Annotated in this window: 21 protein-coding genes and 2 pseudogenes; 18 read left to right on the top strand and 5 right to left on the bottom strand. The window is 73.5% G+C overall.

All coding sequences use genetic code 11. The features are described from left to right. Nucleotides 1-50 precede the first annotated feature (50 nt). The 14 genes and pseudogenes from ACFXDJ_RS10270 to ACFXDJ_RS10205 form a co-directional block, all read left to right on the top strand. The gene (locus tag ACFXDJ_RS10270) at nt 51-242 is read left to right on the top strand and encodes a hypothetical protein (RefSeq protein WP_384651452.1); all 192 of its coding nucleotides are present in this window, start codon (nt 51-53) and stop codon (nt 240-242) included. A 244-nt stretch (nt 243-486) separates the two neighbouring features. Next, a complete protein-coding gene (locus ACFXDJ_RS10265; protein WP_384651454.1) occupies nt 487-630 on the top strand; it encodes a hypothetical protein in 144 nt (47 codons plus the stop codon). Between the two features lie 46 nt (nt 631-676). Beyond that, the gene (locus ACFXDJ_RS10260) at nt 677-823 is read left to right on the top strand and encodes a hypothetical protein (protein WP_384651456.1); all 147 of its coding nucleotides are present in this window, start codon (nt 677-679) and stop codon (nt 821-823) included. 5 nt (nt 824-828) lie between these two features. Next, nucleotides 829-963, top strand: coding sequence for a hypothetical protein (locus ACFXDJ_RS10255; protein ID WP_384651458.1), 135 nt, complete (start codon nt 829-831; stop codon nt 961-963). Further along, complete coding sequence (locus ACFXDJ_RS10250) at nt 963-1,091, top strand: hypothetical protein (RefSeq protein WP_384651460.1); 129 nt, start codon at nt 963-965, stop codon at nt 1,089-1,091. The genes ACFXDJ_RS10255 and ACFXDJ_RS10250 overlap by 1 nt, the downstream gene beginning before the upstream one ends. Before the next feature lie 3 nt (nt 1,092-1,094). Then, nucleotides 1,095-1,235 (top strand): hypothetical protein, encoded by a 141-nt coding sequence (locus tag ACFXDJ_RS10245; protein WP_384651462.1) that lies wholly within the window; start codon nt 1,095-1,097, stop codon nt 1,233-1,235. 58 nt (nt 1,236-1,293) lie between these two features. Then, nucleotides 1,294-1,434, top strand: coding sequence for a hypothetical protein (locus ACFXDJ_RS10240; RefSeq protein ID WP_384651464.1), 141 nt, complete (start codon nt 1,294-1,296; stop codon nt 1,432-1,434). 130 nt (nt 1,435-1,564) lie between these two features. Next, nucleotides 1,565-1,696: a hypothetical protein gene (locus ACFXDJ_RS10235; protein WP_384651466.1), complete on the top strand. Its 132-nt coding sequence runs from the start codon at nt 1,565-1,567 to the stop codon at nt 1,694-1,696. 373 nt (nt 1,697-2,069) lie between these two features. After that, nucleotides 2,070-4,319, top strand: coding sequence for a TOMM precursor leader peptide-binding protein (locus ACFXDJ_RS10230; protein ID WP_384848769.1), 2,250 nt, complete (start codon nt 2,070-2,072; stop codon nt 4,317-4,319). A gap of 21 nt (nt 4,320-4,340) precedes the next feature. Next, nucleotides 4,341-5,873, top strand: a complete 1,533-nt coding sequence (locus tag ACFXDJ_RS10225; protein WP_384848766.1) for a SagB family peptide dehydrogenase — start codon at nt 4,341-4,343, stop codon at nt 5,871-5,873. Further along, nucleotides 5,870-8,545 carry a hypothetical protein gene (locus ACFXDJ_RS10220; RefSeq protein WP_384848763.1) on the top strand — a complete coding sequence of 892 codons (2,676 nt, stop codon included), beginning with the start codon at nt 5,870-5,872 and terminating at the stop codon, nt 8,543-8,545. The genes ACFXDJ_RS10225 and ACFXDJ_RS10220 overlap by 4 nt, the downstream gene beginning before the upstream one ends. Beyond that, nucleotides 8,542-9,408, top strand: a complete 867-nt coding sequence (locus ACFXDJ_RS10215; protein ID WP_384848760.1) for a thiopeptide-type bacteriocin biosynthesis protein — start codon at nt 8,542-8,544, stop codon at nt 9,406-9,408. The genes ACFXDJ_RS10220 and ACFXDJ_RS10215 overlap by 4 nt, the downstream gene beginning before the upstream one ends. Next, complete coding sequence (locus ACFXDJ_RS10210; RefSeq protein ID WP_384651476.1) at nt 9,405-10,697, top strand: M16 family metallopeptidase; 1,293 nt, start codon at nt 9,405-9,407, stop codon at nt 10,695-10,697. Before ACFXDJ_RS10215 ends, ACFXDJ_RS10210 begins: the two co-directional genes overlap by 4 nt. Next, nucleotides 10,694-11,851: pseudogene (locus tag ACFXDJ_RS10205) on the top strand (M16 family metallopeptidase); the annotation flags it as partial. The gene ACFXDJ_RS10210 and the pseudogene ACFXDJ_RS10205, both read left to right, overlap by 4 nt. 101 nt (nt 11,852-11,952) lie before the next feature. On the opposite strand, the gene ACFXDJ_RS10200 reads toward ACFXDJ_RS10205, so the two are convergent. Beyond that, the gene (locus tag ACFXDJ_RS10200; RefSeq protein WP_384848757.1) at nt 11,953-13,368 is read right to left on the bottom strand and encodes an MFS transporter; all 1,416 of its coding nucleotides are present in this window, start codon (nt 13,366-13,368) and stop codon (nt 11,953-11,955) included. A 78-nt stretch (nt 13,369-13,446) separates the two neighbouring features. Here ACFXDJ_RS10200 and ACFXDJ_RS10195 point away from each other — a divergent pair, with 78 nt between their 5' ends. Together ACFXDJ_RS10195 and ACFXDJ_RS10190 are read left to right on the top strand one after the other, a co-directional pair. After that, on the top strand, nt 13,447-13,806 hold the full coding sequence (locus tag ACFXDJ_RS10195) for an ArsR/SmtB family transcription factor (RefSeq protein WP_384848754.1): 360 nt from the start codon (nt 13,447-13,449) through the stop codon (nt 13,804-13,806). A gap of 88 nt (nt 13,807-13,894) precedes the next feature. Then, on the top strand, nt 13,895-14,686 hold the full coding sequence (locus ACFXDJ_RS10190) for an alpha/beta fold hydrolase (RefSeq protein WP_384651481.1): 792 nt from the start codon (nt 13,895-13,897) through the stop codon (nt 14,684-14,686). 7 nt (nt 14,687-14,693) lie between these two features. Here the strand turns inward: ACFXDJ_RS10190 and ACFXDJ_RS10185 are convergent, their stop codons facing one another. Then, the gene (locus ACFXDJ_RS10185; protein ID WP_384651483.1) at nt 14,694-15,716 is read right to left on the bottom strand and encodes a helix-turn-helix domain-containing protein; all 1,023 of its coding nucleotides are present in this window, start codon (nt 15,714-15,716) and stop codon (nt 14,694-14,696) included. A gap of 55 nt (nt 15,717-15,771) precedes the next feature. On the opposite strand from ACFXDJ_RS10185, the gene ACFXDJ_RS10180 reads away from it, so the two are divergent. Continuing rightward, nucleotides 15,772-16,671 (top strand): sterol desaturase family protein, encoded by a 900-nt coding sequence (locus ACFXDJ_RS10180; RefSeq protein ID WP_384651485.1) that lies wholly within the window; start codon nt 15,772-15,774, stop codon nt 16,669-16,671. Here ACFXDJ_RS10180 and ACFXDJ_RS10175 read toward each other — a convergent pair. From ACFXDJ_RS10175 to ACFXDJ_RS10165, 3 genes and pseudogenes are all read right to left on the bottom strand, one after another. Beyond that, nucleotides 16,668-17,063: an ATP-binding cassette domain-containing protein gene (locus ACFXDJ_RS10175; RefSeq protein WP_384651487.1), complete on the bottom strand. Its 396-nt coding sequence runs from the start codon at nt 17,061-17,063 to the stop codon at nt 16,668-16,670. The two genes, ACFXDJ_RS10180 and ACFXDJ_RS10175, sit on opposite strands and share 4 nt — an antisense overlap. A 68-nt stretch (nt 17,064-17,131) precedes the next feature. Continuing rightward, a pseudogene (locus ACFXDJ_RS10170) lies at nt 17,132-17,212 on the bottom strand (ATP-binding cassette domain-containing protein); the annotation flags it as partial. A 62-nt stretch (nt 17,213-17,274) separates the two neighbouring features. Next, nucleotides 17,275-17,502 carry a hypothetical protein gene (locus tag ACFXDJ_RS10165; RefSeq protein WP_384651489.1) on the bottom strand — a complete coding sequence of 76 codons (228 nt, stop codon included), beginning with the start codon at nt 17,500-17,502 and terminating at the stop codon, nt 17,275-17,277. Nucleotides 17,503-17,787: 285 nt separating this feature from the next. Here ACFXDJ_RS10165 and ACFXDJ_RS10160 point away from each other — a divergent pair, with 285 nt between their 5' ends. Continuing rightward, complete coding sequence (locus tag ACFXDJ_RS10160; protein WP_384651491.1) at nt 17,788-18,768, top strand: LuxR C-terminal-related transcriptional regulator; 981 nt, start codon at nt 17,788-17,790, stop codon at nt 18,766-18,768. The last annotated feature ends 107 nt before the right edge of the window (nt 18,769-18,875 follow it).

Genomic DNA, 18,875 nt, shown 5'->3' with positions numbered 1-18,875 from the left:
CCGCTTACGTTGCCCCGAGTTTCAAGTTTCAAGAAGAAGAGGTACCACTCGTGACTCGCACCCGTTTCATCATGGCCGTCGCGACGCTGTCCACGGTGGTGGCGGCGACGCTCGCCATCGCCCCGGGCGACGCCGACACCCTGTCGGTCACGGCGACGGGTACGAGCATCACGGACCTCTCCGGCGCTTCGGCTCGGCTGCAAGACCCGATCAAGAGCGACGACGTGACCTGGGGTCACTGAGCGATCCGGGCCTCACCAGGCACCACCCGCACCACCCCGCACCACCCGCCGTCCATACCGAATCCGTGGAAGGAATCCGGACGTGAACAGTATTGAGGCATCGTCGGCCCCGCGTTTTCACGACGATTCCGACGCACACGCAGAGGACCTTCCCCTGGGTTCCGGTCAATGGCCGTCGGGTCCCGGCGAATCCGAATGGGTCCTGGTCTGATCCGGACCGGCCCGAAATCAAGAGGAGACACACATGTCCGAGAACGCCGAGGACATCGAGCAGAACCCCGTGGACCTGTCCCAGGACCTGGCCATCGAGGAGCTGAACGGCGAGCAGGGCACCACCGCCGTCAGCACCTTCAGCACCATCGGCTGCTCCAGCTGCAACGCCTCCTGACACCGCACCGCACCAGCCCGACCCACCCGAGAGAAAGCAGAGAACGATGAGCACTCCCGAGACCGTCTCCAACGGCGCCGAGGACCGCGACAACGACGTCGAGGTCGAGGACCTGAAGACCACCAGCCAGGCCGTCACCGCCACCATGTTCACCGTCGGCTGCTCCGGCAGCTTCTCCAACAGCGAGGCCTGATCACCATGAGCGACAACACTTCCGACAAGCTGACCGTCCGGGCCGACGACACCACCGAGGTCGAGGTCGAGGACCTGGAAGCGTCCGCGGCGCAGGGCTGCGCGAGCACCATCGGCACCATCAGCTGCATGACCAGCTGATGAGCGGCCCCGTGGACATCAACGCCGTCGACGGCGCCGAGGTGGAGGTCGAGGTCGAGGACCTGTCCGAAGCCCCCGGCGCGGCCACCATGGCCTGCATCGGCACCCGTTACTGCTTCGAGAGCTGAGCCGTGAACCACTTCGCACCCGACCCGGTCACCCTCCAGGCCGAGGGCTCCGAGATCGAGATCGACATCGAGGACCTCGACGGCGGATCGGCCACGGCCGGCGCCTACTCGGTCGCCACCGGTCTGGCCTGCTGGTCCGCCTGATCCGGCTGATCCGTCGCCCCGTCCCACCTCGAACCAACCACGAACGAGAAGGAACACCATGAGCGACAAGATCGACCCGACGAACGTCCAGGCCGACGAGAACACCGAGGTCCAGGTCGAGGACCTGGACGGCGGCCCCGCGGCGGCCGGCGCCTACACGATCGGCTCGGTCGGCAGCATGGGCTGCCTCGCCTCCTGACGCGTCTCCCGATCAGGGCGCGGCATTCATCACCTGGCTTTCGCTGGGCTGTTGCTCGTCCTGACCCGCTGACCGCGGCGAACGACCGCACCACCAACCACCGCACCACCCACACACAAGAAGGAGCATCATGAGCGACAAGACCGACCCGACGAACGTCCAGGCCGACGAGAACACCGAGGTCGAGGTCGAGGACCTCAAGGGGGCCGACGCCGCCTACACCTTCGGCACCGCGGGCTGCTTCACCTGCCCCGTCACCTAAGCCACACCGCACAGAGCACACCGCAGTACGCATCACGCAGCACCCCCGCGCCACTCGCGGGGAAGAACGCGGACCGGCCCAGCCGGCCGCGTGAGCACCGGGCCCCATGCCATCGGGTAGGTGCCCAACCACCCGGTCGGCCAGTGCACATCGTGCCCGCCGACCGATCGCCAGACACCCCGCGAGGCCGCTGAGCGGCCCATGACCGGGGTCGGCGAGACCCGAGGCCCTGGAACGGCCGGGCCGCACATTCCCACACGTACGGCCCGGCCGTCCCCCTCCCCTGCCCGGATTCCCCACCCGGGGCGGTCCCGGAACCCACAGCGCCGCCCCGGCGCGCCCTCCTGCCCCTGCCTTCCCAAGGAGTCGACGCATGTCCCGTACCCTGCGGTTCAAGAGGTCAGCCAGCGCCCAAGTCGTTCCCGGCGAGGGGGTGTTCCTGCTCTCGGAGCAGCGCCAGTCCGTTCTGCGCGGCGCCCTCGCCGAGCGGCTCGCCCCGCTCCTGGACGGACGGCACACCCGCGAGGACGTCGTCGAAGCCCTCGCGCCCTCCTTCGGAGCGGACCGGGTCACCCGCAACATCGACAAGCTCGTCGGCTCGGGCCTGGTCATCGACGTCGAGGACGACACCGACCCGCGTACCGGCGGGTTCTGGGAACTGGCCGGCGTCGATGCCGACGAGGCCCAGCACCAGGTCGCCGGCGGACCGGTGGAGATCATCGCCCTGGGCTCCACGGAACCCGGCTGGTTCGCCACCGCCGCCGAGGCCATGGGCCTGGCACCCGACTCCGGCGAGCCCGAGCTGACCGTCGTCCTCACCGACGACTACCTCCACCCCGACCTCGCCGACATCAACAAGAAGGCGCTGACGGCCGGCCGCCCCTGGCTCCTGGTCCGCCCCGTCGGAACCGAGGTCTGGGTCGGCCCGCTCTTCCAGCCCGGTGCCTCGGGCTGCTGGGACTGCCTGGCCCACCGGCTGAGCGGCAACCAGCTGATCACCTCCTTCGTCCACAAGAGCGCCGCCACCGACCGCGCCCCCGTGACCGCCCTGGCCGGTCTGCCCGGCACCGTCGCCGCCGCCGCGCACCTGGCCGCCGTACAGGCCGCCAAGTGGTTCGCGGGCATCCGCGGCGAGGCCCTGGCCGAGGTGTTCGGCCTGCACACCCTCACGATGGAGGGCCGCCGGCACAAGCTGTCGCGCCGCCCCCAGTGCCCCACCTGCGGGGACCCGGAGATCCAGGCCCGCCAGGCGCACGCGCCGGTCGAGCTGGAGAGCCGGCACAAGGCCGCCGCGGTCTACGACGGCGGGCACCGCACCAAGGACCCGGCCCAGCTGCTGGCCGCCTACGACCACCTGATCAGCCCGGTCACCGGGGTCATCTCCCAGCTCACCAAGCACGATTCCGGCACCGACCTCCTGCACTGCTACCTCGCCGGGACCAACTTCGCGGTCGGCTCCGGCGGCCTGAGCGCCCTGCGCGCCGGACTGCGCAGCCAGAGCGCCGGCAAGGGCATGAGCGACCTCCAGGCCAGGGCCAGCGCCGTCGCCGAGTCCATCGAGCGGTACTCGGGCGTGTTCCAGGGCGACGAGGCCCGGATCACCGCCACCAGCCGCGAACTGGGCGACCGGGCCGTCCACCCCGACTCCACCCAGCTCTACAGCGAGCAGCAGCACCGCGACCGCGCCGAGTGGAACGCCCGCGGCTCCAACTTCCACCGCGTCACCGACCCGTTCGACGAGGACGCCCGCATCGAGTGGACCCCCGTCTGGTCCCTGACCGAGAAGCGGCACAAGTACCTGCCGACCGGCCAGCTCTACTACCACTACAAGGGCCTGCCCGGCCCGGCGTACGTGGGCGCGGACTCCAACGGCAACGCCGCCGGGGCCAGCCTGGAGGACGCCGCCGTCCAGGGGTTCATGGAGCTCGTCGAACGCGACAGCGTCGCCCTGTGGTGGTACAACCGCGTCCAGCGCCCCGAGCTGGACCTCGACAGCTTCGGCGAACCGTACTTCGGCCGTTGGAAGCAGGCCTACCGCGACCTCAACCGCGAGACCTGGGTCCTGGACCTCACCTCCGACCTGGGCATCCCGGTCGCCGCCGCGATCTCCCGGCGCACCGACAAGCCCGTCGAGGACATCCTGATCGCGTTCGGCGCCCACTTCGACATGAAGATCGCCGTCTCCCGGGCGCTGACCGAGATGAACCAGTTCATCGGCGCCGTCCTGCCGATGAAGAGCGACGGATCCGGCGAGTACGCCTTCGACGACCCGGACCAGGTGCGCTGGTGGTCCACCGCCACGATCGAGAACCAGCCCTACCTGCTGCCGAAGCCCGGCCGTGTCCACACGTACGCGGACCACCCCTACGAGCAGAGCTCCGACCTGCTGGACGACCTGGAGCGGGCCCGTTCCACCGTGGAGGCGCAGGGCCTGGAAATGCTCCTGCTGAACCAGACCCGCCCCGACATCGGCCTGCCCGTGGTCAAGGTCATCGTCCCCGGCCTGCGGCACTTCTGGCCGCGCTACGCCCCGGGCCGGCTCTTCGACGCCCCCGTCCGCCTCGGCTGGCTCGACGCCCCCACCCCCGAAGAAGACCTCAACCCCATCGGCATGTTCCTGTAGTCCGTCCGTCCGGAGGCAGCAATGAAAACGGCCACCCGCCACACCCACACCCGCCTCGCGTTCGTGGCGGGGGTCAGCGTCCGCAACCGTGAGGGCCACCTCGACGTGACCCGCGACGGCCGCACCCAGTTCCGCATCCGCGGGGCGTCCCCCGAACTCTTCGCCGCTCTGGAGGGCATGACGGGCTCCCTCGCGGCGCCCGAGCCGCCGGCCACGTCCCCGGAACAGGGGCTCGACACGGTCCTGACCCGCGTCATGCGGCTGCTGGAACACCACATCGTGCTCGGCGACGCCGTGGCGCTGCGCCTGGAGCCCCTGGTGCCGGGCCTTCGGCACACCCCGACCGAGGTCGGCGCCGACACCGCCGTCCGCCTCAACCGCTTCGCCTTCCTGCGCGGCCACGAGGGCGACCTCGTCCTGGAGTCGCCGCTCTCCCCGCGCCGCGCCCGCCTCCTGGCGGATCCGGCGCGGGAACTGGCCGCGGCCCTCGGGGCGGGCACCACGGCCCGGGAGCAGGCCCTCGCCCTGGACCTGCCCATCACTGCCGTCCAGGACCTGCTCGGCCACCTGGCCGGGGCCTCGCTGGTGGACACCGCCGAGGCGGACGGGTCCTTCGCCACCGACCTGGACGACGTCCTGCGCCAGTGGGACTTCCACGACCTGCTGTTCCACAGCCGCAGCCGCATGGGCCGCCACGACTACCCCTTCGGCGGAGTCTTCCCGTACCGGGGAACGATCGAGCCCCGCCCCGCGGTCAGGCCCCTCCCCGCCGGCCCGGTGGTTCTCCTGCCCCGCCCCCGGCTGGAGGACATCGCGGCCCACGACCCCTCGCTGACCGCCGCCCTGGAGGGCCGCCGCTCGGTCCGCACGCACGCGCGGACCCCCATGGACCTCGACCGGCTGGGCGAGTTCCTCTACCGCTGTGCCCGCGTCCGCGCCGTCACCGGGCCCCGTCCCGACGAGGGGATGCCGTACCCCGCCTCCTCGCGGCCCTACCCGACCGGCGGAGCCTCGTACGACCTGGAGCTCTACCTGTCGGTGCACCGCGTCGCCGGGCTGGAGCAGGGCGTGTACTTCTACGACGCCGCCGGGCACCAACTGGTCCTGGTCAACGCCGACGCGGACGACCGCGAGTCCATGCTCGGGATCGCCCGGGTCTCGGCGGGCAACATCGACACCCCGGACGTGCTGATCACCGTCACGTCCCGGTTCCAGCGCCTGTCGTGGAAGTACCGCAGCCTCGCCTACGCCGCCACCCTCAAGAACGTCGGAGTGCTCTACCAGACCATGTACCTGGTGGCCACGGGCATGGGCCTCGCCCCGTGCGCCCTGGGCGGCGGCGACTCCGACCTCGCAGCGAAGGTACTGGGCCTCGACTACCTGGAGGAGTCCTCCGTCGGCGAGTTCCTCCTCGGATCGCGTCCCGCGCCCCGGCAGCTCCCCCCGGCCGGGCACCACGACTGGACCCCCGTGAACGACGCCGACTGGCACCCGCGCATGGAGATCGAGCTCCACCCCGCCACCGCCCCGGACCAGCCCGGAACCCCGTCATGACCACGGCCGTCGCCCCGGCCCCGGCCGCCGCGCCCGTCCTGGTACGGGTCCCCGCGCCGGCCCCGGCCGTCGCCCCGGCCCCGGCGGCCGTGCGGCGCCCGGCGGCCGTGTTCCCGCTGCTGTCCACCCGGGTGACGGCCCTCGGCCCCGCCGATCTGGAGCCGTTGGCCGGGCCCGCCCTGACCGAGGCCCTGACCGCCCTGCGGACGGGCCGGGAGGCCGCCGCCGAGGCCGCGGACGCGCTGTCCGACGTGCTGTACGCCCTCGTTCCCACCCTCGACGAGAACCCGGCCGTCCGCCGCGCCGCCCTGCGGCTGCGCCGCGACACCCGCCACGCCCGCGGCGGCCCGCGCACCGCCGAAGCCGCGGCCGCCGTCCGCCCCGCCCTGGACGCGGCCGGGCAGGCCGTCCTGACCTCCTGGACCGGAGCGGCCAAACGGTTCGCCGCGGCCGCCGACCACGCCGAACGCCTCGTGGAAGCGGACGCCCGCGCCGCCGGCTCGTGGATGCTCGGGCTGCTGCGCCGCCCCGACCTCGCGGCCGGACTGGCCCTGGCCAGCCCCGCGTTCACGCGGGAGCTGCTGCGCACCGACCCGGCGAAGCCGCCCGCCCCCGGCAGCCGCCTGGCCCGCTCGGCGCTGTCGTACCTGACCCGTACCGCCATCAAGACCAGCCCGTTCGGCAGCCTGGTCACCCTCGGCCTGGCCTCCCTCGGACCGGCCCCCGTACCCGTACCGGCCCCCGCCGCCGGACCGGCCCCCGCGGCCGACACCGTCTCGCCCCGCCACCTGGCCGTCGAGCTGCTACGGGCCTTCGCCGCCGACCCGGACCTGTCGGACGCCGTGGAGCTCCGGGTCAACCCGAGCCTGCACCGGCTCGCGGGCACCTGGCAGGTCCTGCTGCCGCAGTACGTGAACCACGCCCTCCCGTACCACTCCGACCTCCTCGCCACCGCCGACCTGTACGCCCCGTTCCTCGCCCCGGCGGGCGACGGATCCGGCCCGGCGGACGACCGGTCCGGCCCGCCGGCCCTCTGGAGCGGCCACGGCACCCCCGGCGAACGGGCCCGCGCCCGGCGCTGGGCCGCGATGGGGCTGCTGCTCCCCGACGTCCCCTGGCAGCCCCACGACCGCCACTGCCTGGCCGCCCTCGCGGACCGCACCGGGACCCCGCCCGGCCCCCAGGGCACCCGGATCGCGGGGGCGCTCGCCGTCCTCGCCGACGCCGAACGCGCCCTGCCCGCCGCCGACGCCGCGACCCGGCTGCGCCTGGACGGCCGGGCCCGGGACGCCGCCGCCGACGTCTTCACCGCCCTCGGAACCCCGCAGCCCCACTGGCTCGCCTCGGCGCCGCTCTTCCACCAGAACGTCCCCGCCACCGACACCCCCGTACCGGTGCTGCCCGCCGCGGAGATCGAGCACGACCTGCGCGCCCTGGGCCGGCGCGTGCGGGCCCAGACCTTCCGCAGCGCCCTGTACGACGTACTGACCGCGCACTTCACCGGCCGCTACGGCACCGGCGGCACCTGCCACGACCTCTACGACTTCCTGTACAGCTTCTGCCGGCGCGAGGACCACCACCGCCTGGTCGCGCGGGCCGCGGAAGCCGACCGCGCGGGCACCGGCACCCCGCGCGTCCCCGTCCCGGCCGGCACCGTCGGCGCCGCGGCCGTGACGGTCTTCCACCAGCTGGCCGCCACCGACGCCGCCGCGCTGGCCCGGGGCGAGTACCTCATGGCCGTCAACCGGGTCAGCCCCGGAGCGGGCGGACTGCTCGCCCGCTGGGGAGCGGTCCCCGGCAGCGGCGAGGCGATCCGCGAGCCCCTGCGCCGCTGGATCGGCGACCTGTACCCGGGCTGCGTCGTGCTCCAACTGTCAGCCGGAGGCGACTACTCCACCCTCCAGGCCCCCGCCGGCCCGCTCTTCCCGTATCTGCGCTGGCCCTCCGACCTGCGCGCTTCGGCCACCGCGGCGAAGCGCGGCCCGCACGGGGGCCCGTACGACGGGCCGGGCGACGGGCCGGGCCCCGGGCTCGACCTCACCGACCTGGTCCTGTCCCACGACCCGGCCTCCGACACCCTCCAGCTGTACGACCGGCACGGCGCGAGCGTCGCGCTGCCCTACCTCGGCGTGATGCCGCCACACGTGCTGAGCGGACCGGTACGGGTCCTGGCGACCCTCTCCCAGCCCTGGAACACCCGCTACCTCACCAACGGCGAGCGGCTGCCCCACGACCCCACCCGGCCACCGCCGGCCGGCGTCACCGCGACCGCCCGCGCCCGGGAGGGCCGCCTGGTCACCGCCCGCGCCTCCTGGCGGCTGCCCGGCGCCGCCCTGCCCCGCCCCCAGACCGGCGAGGGCACCGCCGCCTTCCTCGACCGCCTCGACGGCTGGCGACGGGAACACGGCATTCCGCAACAGTGCTTCGTCCGTGCCGAGGGCACCCGCGGAGCCCTCCCGGAGAAGCCCTTCTGGACGCACCTCGGCTCCCCGCACGCCGTCGCGTCCCTACTCAAGACCCTGGGCCCCGACGCCGCGGCCGTCGAGTTCACCGAGCTGCTCCCCGGCCCCGGCACGCACTGGCTCACCGACACCGGCGGCCGCCCCCGCGCCGTCGAACTCGCCGCCCTGCTGCGCCTGGACCAGCCCGACACCGAGGAGACACCGAGGTGACCCCGCCGACCCTCGCCCCCGACCGCCCCGGCTTCGGCCCCGAGGCCGTGGAGCGCGACTGGCTGTACTACCGGATCTTCGTCCGGGACTACCGCGACCTCACCCCGCTCATCGACCACACCGTGCGCCGCATCGTCGCCGCCGCGCACGTACTCAACCCGCAAGGAGGCTGGTTCTTCCTGCGGTACGTCGACGAGTCCGGCATGCAGGTCCGGCTGCGCCACCACGGCCCGCTGGACGCGGTCGCCGCCGTCGAGGCCGCGGCCGACCGCATCCTCGCCGACACCGCCGCGATGCCGCCGGAACTGGCCCGCGCCTACCGGGGACACGCCAAGGGCCTGTACGAACCCGAGCACGCCAAATTCGGCGGCCCCACCGGGGTCCGGCTGGCCGAACGGGCCTCCCAGGCCGCCAGCGAGGCGGCCTTGGAACTCATCGGCCCGGACTTCCCCCGGCTGCGGCTGGGCCACGCCCTGGCCGCCACGCTCTCCGCGCTGGAGCTGCTGCCCGCCGACCAACGCCTGTCGTTCGTCTACCACATGACCTGGTACTGGACCGGGCAGAACGGCGACCGCTCCGGCCCCCTGCGCACCCGGGTGGACGCCGCCGCCCGCCGCGCCGGGCCGGACCTGCGCCGGCTGCTCGACCTCGTGCGCGAAGGCCCGTACCGGCGCGTCCACGACGAATACCGGCTGGGCCTGCGGGTCCTGCTCGAACAGCACCGGGCCGCGGGCATCCCCCGGACCGGTCCGCACCTCCTGTTCCACCTCATCCACCTCACCAACAACCGGCTCGGCGTCAAACCCACGGAAGAGGCCGTCCTCGCCCGCTGGATCCGTGCCGAGTACGGAGCGGAAACGTGAAAGAGCACCGGCTCGACAATGGGCTGCGCATCGTCCTGGCACCCGACCACCTGAACCCGGTGGCGGCCGTCTGCGTCTGGTACGGCGTCGGCTCCCGCCACGAGCGGCCCGGCCGCACCGGCATGGCCCACCTCTTCGAGCACCTGATGTTCCAGGGGTCCCGCAACATCCCCGGCAACGGCCACTTCGCCCTGCTCCACGAGGCGGGCAGCCGGCCCAACGGCACCACGAACTTCGAGCGGACCAACTTCACCGAGACCGTCCCCTCCCACCACCTCGAACTCGCCCTGTGGATGGAGGCGGACCGGATGGGCGGACTGCTCGACGCCCTCACCCAGGAATCCCTGGACAACCAGCGCGACGTGGTGAAGAACGAACGCCGCCAGCGGTACGACAACCTGCCCTACGGCACCGCCTGGGAACGCCTGGTCGCCATGGCCTACCCGCCCGGCCACCCCTACCACCACCTGCCGATCGGCTCCATGGCCGACCTCGACGCCGCCTCCCTGGAGGACACCCGGTCCTTCTTCAGGCGGCACTACACACCGGACAACGCCGTCCTGGCCGTCGTGGGCGACTTCGAGCCCGAGCAGACCCTGGGCTGGATCCGGCGGTACTTCGGCGGGATCGCCGGCCCCCTGTACGCCGGCTCACCGCCCGCCGTCGTGCTCCCCGAGCTGATGGGGAACGAGAGCCGCAGCGTGGTCCGCGCCGACGTGCCGTCCGGGGCGGTGCTGCACGCGTACCGGATGCCGCGCGACGGCACCCACGAGGTGGAGGCGGCGGCCATGACGCTCGCGATCCTCGGCTCGGGGCAGAACAGCCGTCTCAAGCTGCGGCTGATCCGCCGGGACCGCAGCGCCTCCAGCCTCTCCAGCGGCCTGATCCGGCTCACCGGAGCGCCCTCCCTGGGCTGGCTCGACATCAAGGCCTCGGCCACCACCCCCACGGCGGAGCTCGAAGCGAGCCTCGACGAGGAGCTGGCCCGCTTCGCGATCACCGGACCCACCGGCGAGGAACTCGCGCGGGCCCGCGCCCACTTGGAGCGGGTGCTGCTGATGCGGCTGGAGAGCGTCGGCGGCCGGGCCGACGAACTCTGCCGCCAGGCCACCTTCTTCGGGCACGTCGAGCGCGGCGGGATCGCCGCAACGGCCCTGGCACAGCTCGAAGCCGTCACCGCCGACGAGGTCCACGCCTTCGCGGCCACCCGGCTGCACCCGTCCAACCGGGCGGTACTCGTCTTCGAGCCGGGCCTCGCCGGCACCGCCCCTGGAGAGGACCCCCGATGACCATCGCACCGCTCGCGCCGCCGCTCGCGCCGCCGCTCGCGCCCGCCCCGGCCGTCGCCCCGTTCGCCGCCGCCGCCCCGGTGAACGTGCTCGTCGCGGACCGCCCCGCCGCGGCTCCCGCCCGCCCGTGGACCTTCCCCGCCCCCGAAACGATCCTGCTGGCCGGCGGCCTGCGCGTCGGGCACATCGCCCGGCCCGGCCACCGGCTCGCCGCCGTCGGGCTGTTCCTCGACACCCCGCTGGACGCCGAACCGGAAGGCCTCGACGGCATCGCCGAGCTCACCTCCCGGGCCCTGCAAGAGGGCTCGGCCGCCCTGCACGGGGCGCCCTTCGCCGCCGAGATCGAGCGCTGCGGAGCCACCTTCGACAGCATCGCCGGACCGCACGGCATCGCCATCGCCCTCCAGGTCCCCCAGTCCAGGCTCGAAGCGGTCCTGGGCCTGCTCGCCGACACCTTGTGCGCCCCCGCCTTCCCGGCCCGCGAGGTCGCCCGGCTGCGCGCCCAGCGCCTGGACGAGATCGGCCACGAGGCCGCCGCCCCGCACATCCGGGGGTTCCAGAGCATGCAGTCCGCGCTGTTCGGCCCCGGACAGCGGGAGGGCCGGGCCGGCGCGGGCACCCGCGAGACCATCGCCCGGATCGACCACACCGCCGTCCGCGCCTTCTACGACGCGTACGCCCGTCCCGCCACCGCCTCGGCCGCCGTCGCCGCCGACCTCCCCGCGGCGGAACTGACCGGCATCCTGGAGCGCACCCTGGGCCGCTGGAGCACCACCGAGGCGCCCCTCACCCCCGTACCCGCCGTCACCGTCGACGACCGCACCCGCGTGGTCGTCGTCGACCGGCCCGGGGCCGTGCAGACCACCCTGATGATCGGCCGGCACGGCCTGGACCGGCACTCCCCCGCCTGGGCCGCGCAGTCCATCGGCATCCAGTGCCTGGGCGGCGGCCTGACCTCCCGGCTGGACCAGGTCCTGCGCGAACGCCACGGCTACACCTACGGCATCTCCGCCATCGCCCAGCCGCTGCGGTCCGGCTCCCTGCTGTCCATCGGCGGCGCCGTCGCCACGGCGGTCACCGGCCCGGCGGTGGCCGAGATCTTCGGAGTCCTGCGCTCCCTGTCGGGCGGCCTCACGGACGCGGAGCAGACCGCCGCCGCCCGGAACCTGGTGGGCGTGGCCCCCCTCCAGTACCAGAGCGCCGCCTCGACCGTGAAGGCCGTCATCCGCGCCGCCGCCGAACGGCTCCCCGCCGACTACCTGGGCACCATCCACGACCGCCTGGCCGCCGTCACGGCCCCCGAGGCCACCCGGGCCCTCCTCGACGCCTTCCCGGTGGACGGCCTGGTCGTGGTGGCGGTGGGCGACGCCACCGCCATCCGCCCCTCCTTGGAGTCCCTGGACCTGGGCCCGGTCACCCTCGCCCCCTGAACCGAGTTCTCGGCGTGGTCCTCGTAGGGCCACAGCCGTACGGCGGCCAGTGCCGCCGTGGAGGCGATCAGGCCGAGGGAGGCGACGGCCCACTGGAGCCCGGCCGCCGCTCCCACCCACCCGGCCAGCGGGTAGGTCAGCAGCCAGCAGGCGTGGGACAGGGAGAACTGGGCGGCGAAGGCGGAGGTCCGCTCCTCGGGCGGCGCCGAGCGGCGGATCAGGCGGCCCGTGGGCGTGAGGACCATCGAGCACGCGGCTCCGAAGGCCGCCCAGGCGGCGAGGAGGGCCGGCCAGCGCCAGGCTCCCGCCCCGGCGGCGGTGATCGCGCCGACGGCGGCGAACACCAGCGTGAGCAGCAGCGCCCCGCGCAGCATCACCGTACGGTCGGCGACCTTGTCCAGTACGCGGGGGAGCAGCAGGGCCACCGCCATGGAGCCCGCTCCGTAGGCGCCGAGCGCGAAGGCGACGTCGCCGGTGGCGCGACCGAGGTGGCTGCGCACGTAGACCACGGTGTTGACGGTGACCAGCGCGCTCGCGGCGGCCACGGCCAGGTTGAGGGCGAGCAGGGCGCGCAGGCGCGGGGTGGTGAAGAACAGTCGGCTGCCCGCGACGGCCTTCGCGTACACACGGCCCTCCCGCTCAGGGGCCGGGGCCGGGTCCGGGGCCCGGACCGGCTTGGGCAGCGCCGCCGAGACGACCAGCGCGGCGGACGCGAGGAACCCGCCGACGGTACCGAGGAAGAGCCAGTTGTAGCTCGTGAAGGCGAGCAGGGCGGCGGCCAGTGCCGGGCTGAACAGGTTCTCCAGGTCATAGGCGAGCCGGGACAGCGACAAGGCCTGGGTGTAGTCCCGCTCCCCGGGCAGCACGTCGGGAATGACGGCCTGGAAGGTCGGGGTGAACGCGGCGGAGGCGGCCTGGAGCGCGAAGATCAGGACGTAGACCTGCCAGACCCGATCGACGAACGGCAGCGACAGCGCGACGGCGGCACGGGTCAGGTCGGCGCCCACCATCAGCGCCCGGCGCGGGATCCGGTCGGCCACCGCCCCGATCGCGGGGGCGATGGCCACGTACGCCGTCATCTTGATCGCGAGGGCGGTGCCGAGCACCGAGCCGGCCCGCGCGCCCGCGATGTCGTACGCGAGCAGGCCGAGCGCGACGGTGGCCAGGCCGGTGCCGATGAGGGCGACGACCTGGGCGGTGAACAGGTGCCGGTAGGTGCGGTCACGCAGTACGGACGACATGACTCGATCGTACACATCATGTGCGCATGTGTGCACATGATGTCGAGTTCGGGAGGCCGGGAGACCTACTCTGTTCCCATGCCTGCAAGCGAAACCGTCCCAGCTGCGAAGACCGCGCATCTGCACGTTCCCGACGATGCGCGGCTGGCCGAAGCCGCCGCGGTCTTCGCGCTGCTCTCGGACCCGACCCGGCTGCACCTGCTGTGGCTGCTCGCGCAGGACGAGTCGGACGTCGGGTCGCTGGCCGAGCAGTGCACCGCCTCCCGGACGGCGGTCAGCCAGCACCTGGCGAAGCTCCGCCTGGCCGGCCTGGTCGAGACCCGCAAGGACGGCAGGCGCATCCACTACCGGCTGCGGGACGGGCATCTGCGCCGCCTGGTGATGGAGGCCCTGAGCCACGCCGACCACCGCGTCAGCGGCGAGGCCCCGCACGACTGACCGGACCCGGACGCACCGCCGCTTCTGCGCGCGGCCGGGATCGCGGCTACGTTGAGGGGATCTGCTGTCAACCCGTCAGAGGTGGACGATGGAACCGAGGGTCCTGACCTGCGAGGTGAAGGGTGAGGGGCCTCCCCTCGTCCTGGTGCCCGGCGGGCTCACCGGATGGGTCTCGTGGGCGCCGCTCGCGGAGACCCTGTCGGCGGGGCGGCAGACCATCAGGGTGCAGCCGATCCACAACGAACTCGGCTCGGCCGGCGAGCGCGGGGATCCCGGGTACACGGCGGCGGTCGAGCGCGAATCGCTGCTGATGACCATGGACGCCCTCGGGGTCGGGACGGCCGATTTCGCGGGATGGTCCGGCGGCGGACGGGCCCTCGTCGAGTTCGCCCTGGCCCATCCGGAGCGGGTGCGGACGCTGACGCTCGTAGAGCCCGCGGCGTACTGGATCCTCGACGGCCTCGGCGAGTCCGACCCCGAGGTCGCCCGGCTGAACCGGTTCCTGCACGCGCTGGCCGGGCAGGACGTGGGCGAGGACGACCTGGCCGAGTTCCTCGAACTCGCCGGACTCGCGCCGTCCAGGGACCAGGCCCGCGAGCACCCCGCCTGGCCTCGCTGGGTCCCGCACCGGATGGCCCTGTCCTGGAGCTCGGAGCGGGCCGACCGGCCCGGCCGCGACGTGGCCGAACTCGCCGACATCCGGTGCCCCGTCCTCCTGGTCCACGGCACCGTGACCACCGACTGGCTCAAGCGGGTCGTCGCCGTCCTCGACGAGCGGCTGCCCGATACCCGGGTTCTCGAACTGCCCGGCGACCACGCCTGCCACCTGGAGAACCCGGACGCGTTCCTCGCCGCGCTGGAGCGGCACCTGGCTCAGTGAGCCCGGTCTAGCGGTGCTCTCCGGCGAGCCGCCGGTACTCCGACGGCGTCAGGCCCGTCCATCTCCGGACCGCGCGGGTGAGGGCCGCCGGGGTGGCGAAGCCCACCCGTGCCGCGATGGCGCCCACCGGCAGGCCGGCCGGTTCGGGCTCGGCCAGCAGGGCCAGCGCCCGGTCCCGTTGCACGGCCTCCGCCAGCGCCGAGAACGAGCCTCCCTCCTCCCGCAGGCGCAGCTGGAGCGTGCGGCGGCCGACGGCCAGCGCGCGCGCCACGTCCGCGAGCCGGGGCGGCCCGGCCGGACCCGCCGCACTCTGGAGCGCCGCCCGGACCGTCTCCGACCACCGTGTGTGGTTCAGCGCGAGCCGCCGCTCCGCGTACGGGGCGAGCATCGCCAGCACCACCGGATCCGCCTGCCGCACGGGCGCGCGCAGTGCGGCCGGCCCGAACACGCAGGCGTCCGCGGGCTGCCCGAACGACACCGGTCCGAGCGAGTCCTCGTAGGCCTCCGCGAGCTCGGGGGCGGGCCGCCGCAGGAGCACCCGGTCCGGCCGGGCGCCCTCCCCGGCGAGCCGGCGGACGGTCCGGCACAGCATGGCGAAGCAGGCGTCCACGGTCTCCGGGTGTGCCGCACCGCCGTCCAGCGCCCGCAGGCCCAACGACACCGTGGCGGGCCCGCTCCCGGCGGGGCTCCGCCGTACGACCAGCTCGTTGCGGCCTACCAGGGGGTGGAAGCGCCCCAGGCTGTCCAGCAGCGCCGCGACGTCGGGGCTGTTCGCGAGGATCGGCGCCAGCACCCCGCCGAGCGCGGTGGTCTCGGCCGAAGCGGCGAACGCCAGCCCGGGCTGCGCCACACCGGCCAGCCGCAGTTCTTCCCAGTACGGTGCGAGCCAGTCGTCCGCCGTACGGGGCTCCGCGCGTACGGGCCGTGCCGCTCCCCGCGCGAGGGCGTAGGCCTGCAACTCCGCCTCCACCACGTCGGTGGCGGCGGCGGGGCCGGCCTGGCACTCGTCCCGGGATGCGCGGGAAGGCAAATGCGGTGCGCCCACGGGAAAGCACGCCTCTCGGGTCAGCTGCGAAGTTGGCGGCATGGAACTCCACACCCCGGCGCGGCCGGTTCTGACCTACGGTACCTACCCCCTGCTGGCCACGGCCACGGCCGTCGTGGTCTGGGCGGCCGTCACCGACCGGCTGCCCGTCGCGCGGGAGGCCGCCCTCGCGCTGCTGACCGTCGGCACCATCCTCGTCGCGTTCACCGTCGAGCGGGTCAACCCGCTGCTGGACCGCTGGCGGATGACCAAGGACAGTCTCGTCGGCCGCGACCTGCCGTTCATCGGACTGGCCTTCGTGGTCGAGCAGATCGCGACCATGGGCGTCTCCCTGGTCGCCGCCCGCTTCATCCCGGACGGCGGCTTCGGACCGCTCGCCGAACTCCCGCTCGTCGTCCAGGCCTTGGCGGTCCTCCTGGCCCTCGACCTGCTCTGGTACACGTACCACCGGACCGCCCACACCCTCCCCCGCCTGTGGCGGGTCCACGGGGTGCACCACGCGCCGTCCCAGCTGTACGTGCTCATGCATCCGGTCTTCCACCCGATCGACCTGCTGGTCTCCCGGTTCGTGATCTCCCTGCTGGTGTTCCGGTTCAGCGGCGCGACCCCCGACGCCGCGTTCCTGGCGCTGGTGGTGCTGAACCTTCAGCAGACGATCAGCCACATCAACTCCGACCTGCGCACCGGGCCGCTCAACTACCTGCTGATCGGCGCCGAGACCCACCGCTGGCACCACGGCGCGGGCGAACGGGTCAACTACGGCTCGGTGCTCCCGATCTGGGACATCGTCTTCCGCACCTTCGTGTACCTGCCCACCCGGGTGCCCGACCACCTCGGCCTCGACGACCCGGACTCGTACCCCGACCCGCGCCGCTTCCGCGCCACCCTCGCCTGGCCGTTCCGGCGGACCGCCGCCGCGAAGCTGAAGGAGATGGCCTAGCCCTCCGACCGACCCTCCGGCGGATTGGTCCAGGCCCAGCCCCGCAGGATGGGGTCGGCGAGGAAGGCCAGGTGGCTGGAGACCAGGACGGTCCGGCCCTCGGCGGCCGGGGCGCGCAGGGAGTCGCGCAGCCAGCGGATGCCGTCCGGGTCGGGGCCGTTGGCCGGCTCGTCCAGGATCAGCAGTTCGGGGTCGGCGAGCAGCGCGGCGGCCAGGGCCAGGCGCTGCTTCATGCCGGTGGAGTAGCCCTTGGCGGGGCGGTCGGCGCTGTCGGCGAGGCCGACGCGGTCCAGTACCTCGTCGACGCGGGCGTTCGACACGCCCAGCGTGCGGGCCCAGATCCGCAGGTCGCGGCGGCCGGAGGCGCCCGGGGTGGGGCCGATGCCGTCCATGCAGCCCCGATCCGGCGGGCGGCGTCGGGGAGTTCGGTGTACGGGCGGCCGAAGACGGTGGCGGTACCGGCCGTCGGGCGGACCAGCCCGAGCAGCATCCGCAGGGAGGTCGACTTGCCGGCGCCGTTGCGGCCGAGGAGGCCGGTCACCCGGCCGGGACGGACCTCGAAGCTCAGGCCCTGGACGGCGGTGAAAGCGCCGAAGTTCTTGGTCAGTCCGGCGGCGCGGACCACGCCTTCGCCGCTCCTCGCTTGTTGGCGCGGGCGTTGGCGCCGAGGCGGGCGGCGCAGCCGAGCAGGCCGAGGCCGATGATTGCCATGACGGCCACCTGTGCGGCCCCGGACAACAGCGTGTTGGTGACGGCGAGTGCGAGCGCGAGCAGCGCGGCGGTCGTCCCCAGCTGGCTGTTCGACGCCTTACGGGAATTCTTGTTCGTCATGGTGTCTCCCTCTTCGACAAGGAGAAGACTGCCGACCGGAAGCCTCCCGTTGGGGGCATCCGGGGCGCAGCTTCCTGCATTCGTCCGTGCAGCAAGCTGCACGGCCCGCCACCGGCCGAGGGAGTGCAACGGGTCCGCACCGGGCCTGCGCCGGGGCCCGCAACGGCTCATCGGAAGGCTCGTCGGCCGGTGTCTGCATTCGTATGATCAGAAGACCGTGCTGACCACGCGGAGCACCACCATGCAAGGGGAAACATGCGAGCAGAAAGCCTCCGGTACTTGGGGATGACCGCCGAGGATGAGGACCTGTACCGATGCCTGCTCCGCCTCTCCGAGGCCACGCCGGCCGACCTGTCCCACCACCTCGGCCGGCCGCTGCCCGATGTGGAGGAGTGGCTGGTGCGGCTGGAGTCGGTGGAACTGACGGCCCTGGCCGACAACGGCTGCATCCGGCCGGCCCCTCCCGCGATCGCCGTGCAGCGGCTGATCGATCTGCGGCTGCGTGAACTGCGCGAGGAGTTGCAGCGGGTGGCCGCCGAGCAGCGGGTCGTCGAATCGCTGCTCGCTGAGCGCCACGCGGTGAGTCCGGCGGCCGACGAGCTGTCGGAGCGGCCGGCCATCGAGCGGGTGGAGGGGACCCCCAACGTCCGGGCGGTGATCGACGAGCTGACGTTCTTCACCCGGCAGGAGGGCCTGACCACCCAGCCGCACGGCGCGCTCAGCGCGGCCAGCATCGAGGCGTCCCGGCCGCTGGACGCCCGGATCCTGCGGCGCGGGATACAGATGCGCACGATCATGCGGTCGGAGGCCGTGGAGGACGGCCCGACCCTCGCCTACCTCCAGGAGATCTCGGCGATGGGGGCGGAGATCCGGATCTCGGACAAGCCGCTGGAGCGGATGCTCGTCTTCGACCGGGCCGCCGCGCTGACGCCGATCGACCCGGAGAACCCCCGCCTGGGCGCCCTGGTGATCCGGGAGGCGGGGCTGGTGGCCAATCTGGTCTCGCTGTTCGAGCGGATGTGGTCGGACTCCGTAGACCTGCGCGAGGCGGTGGCGGCCCGCCAGGGCACGGGGGCCACGCTCACCGAGATCGAACGCAGGGTGCTGGCCACCATGTACCAGGCCGAGAAGGACGAGAGCGGGGCCCGTGAGGTGGGCGTCTCCATCCGCACCTACCGCAAGTACGTGGCCGACCTCATGCATCGCCTGGGGGCGACGAACCGCTTCCAGGCCGCGCTGCTGGCCCGCGACCACGGCTGGATCTAGTGCCGCCCTTACGAAGAAGGCCCAGGTCGGCGACCAGGTGCGGCGTCGTCGTCACTACCGAGCGGCGTCTCGGTACGCACCCACCGCATTCGTGCGGGCGCCCCCCC

Origin of the sequence: Streptomyces sp. NPDC059443, from assembly GCF_042750105.1 — a bacterium.
In the GTDB taxonomy this organism is placed as follows: Bacteria; Actinomycetota; Actinomycetes; order Streptomycetales; family Streptomycetaceae; genus Streptomyces.
This window is presented reverse-complemented; position numbering and strand designations above follow the sequence as displayed.

Excerpts from the sequence above, each read along its gene's own strand:
- ACFXDJ_RS10265 (WP_384651454.1), top strand. The coding sequence starts at position 487 with ATGTCCGAGAACGCCGAGGACATCGAGCAGAACCCCGTGGACCTGTCC.
- ACFXDJ_RS10260 (WP_384651456.1), top strand. The coding sequence starts at position 677 with ATGAGCACTCCCGAGACCGTCTCCAACGGCGCCGAGGACCGCGACAAC.
- ACFXDJ_RS10255 (WP_384651458.1), top strand. The coding sequence starts at position 829 with ATGAGCGACAACACTTCCGACAAGCTGACCGTCCGGGCCGACGACACC.
- ACFXDJ_RS10250 (WP_384651460.1), top strand. The coding sequence starts at position 963 with ATGAGCGGCCCCGTGGACATCAACGCCGTCGACGGCGCCGAGGTGGAG.
- ACFXDJ_RS10240 (WP_384651464.1), top strand. The coding sequence starts at position 1,294 with ATGAGCGACAAGATCGACCCGACGAACGTCCAGGCCGACGAGAACACC.
- ACFXDJ_RS10235 (WP_384651466.1), top strand. The coding sequence starts at position 1,565 with ATGAGCGACAAGACCGACCCGACGAACGTCCAGGCCGACGAGAACACC.
- ACFXDJ_RS10230 (WP_384848769.1), top strand. The coding sequence starts at position 2,070 with ATGTCCCGTACCCTGCGGTTCAAGAGGTCAGCCAGCGCCCAAGTCGTT.
- ACFXDJ_RS10225 (WP_384848766.1), top strand. The coding sequence starts at position 4,341 with ATGAAAACGGCCACCCGCCACACCCACACCCGCCTCGCGTTCGTGGCG.
- ACFXDJ_RS10220 (WP_384848763.1), top strand. The coding sequence starts at position 5,870 with ATGACCACGGCCGTCGCCCCGGCCCCGGCCGCCGCGCCCGTCCTGGTA.
- ACFXDJ_RS10200 (WP_384848757.1), bottom strand. The coding sequence starts at position 13,368 with ATGTCGTCCGTACTGCGTGACCGCACCTACCGGCACCTGTTCACCGCC.
- ACFXDJ_RS10195 (WP_384848754.1), top strand. The coding sequence starts at position 13,447 with ATGCCTGCAAGCGAAACCGTCCCAGCTGCGAAGACCGCGCATCTGCAC.
- ACFXDJ_RS10190 (WP_384651481.1), top strand. The coding sequence starts at position 13,895 with ATGGAACCGAGGGTCCTGACCTGCGAGGTGAAGGGTGAGGGGCCTCCC.
- ACFXDJ_RS10180 (WP_384651485.1), top strand. The coding sequence starts at position 15,772 with ATGGAACTCCACACCCCGGCGCGGCCGGTTCTGACCTACGGTACCTAC.
- ACFXDJ_RS10175 (WP_384651487.1), bottom strand. The coding sequence starts at position 17,063 with ATGGACGGCATCGGCCCCACCCCGGGCGCCTCCGGCCGCCGCGACCTG.
- ACFXDJ_RS10165 (WP_384651489.1), bottom strand. The coding sequence starts at position 17,502 with ATGACGAACAAGAATTCCCGTAAGGCGTCGAACAGCCAGCTGGGGACG.
- ACFXDJ_RS10160 (WP_384651491.1), top strand. The coding sequence starts at position 17,788 with ATGACCGCCGAGGATGAGGACCTGTACCGATGCCTGCTCCGCCTCTCC.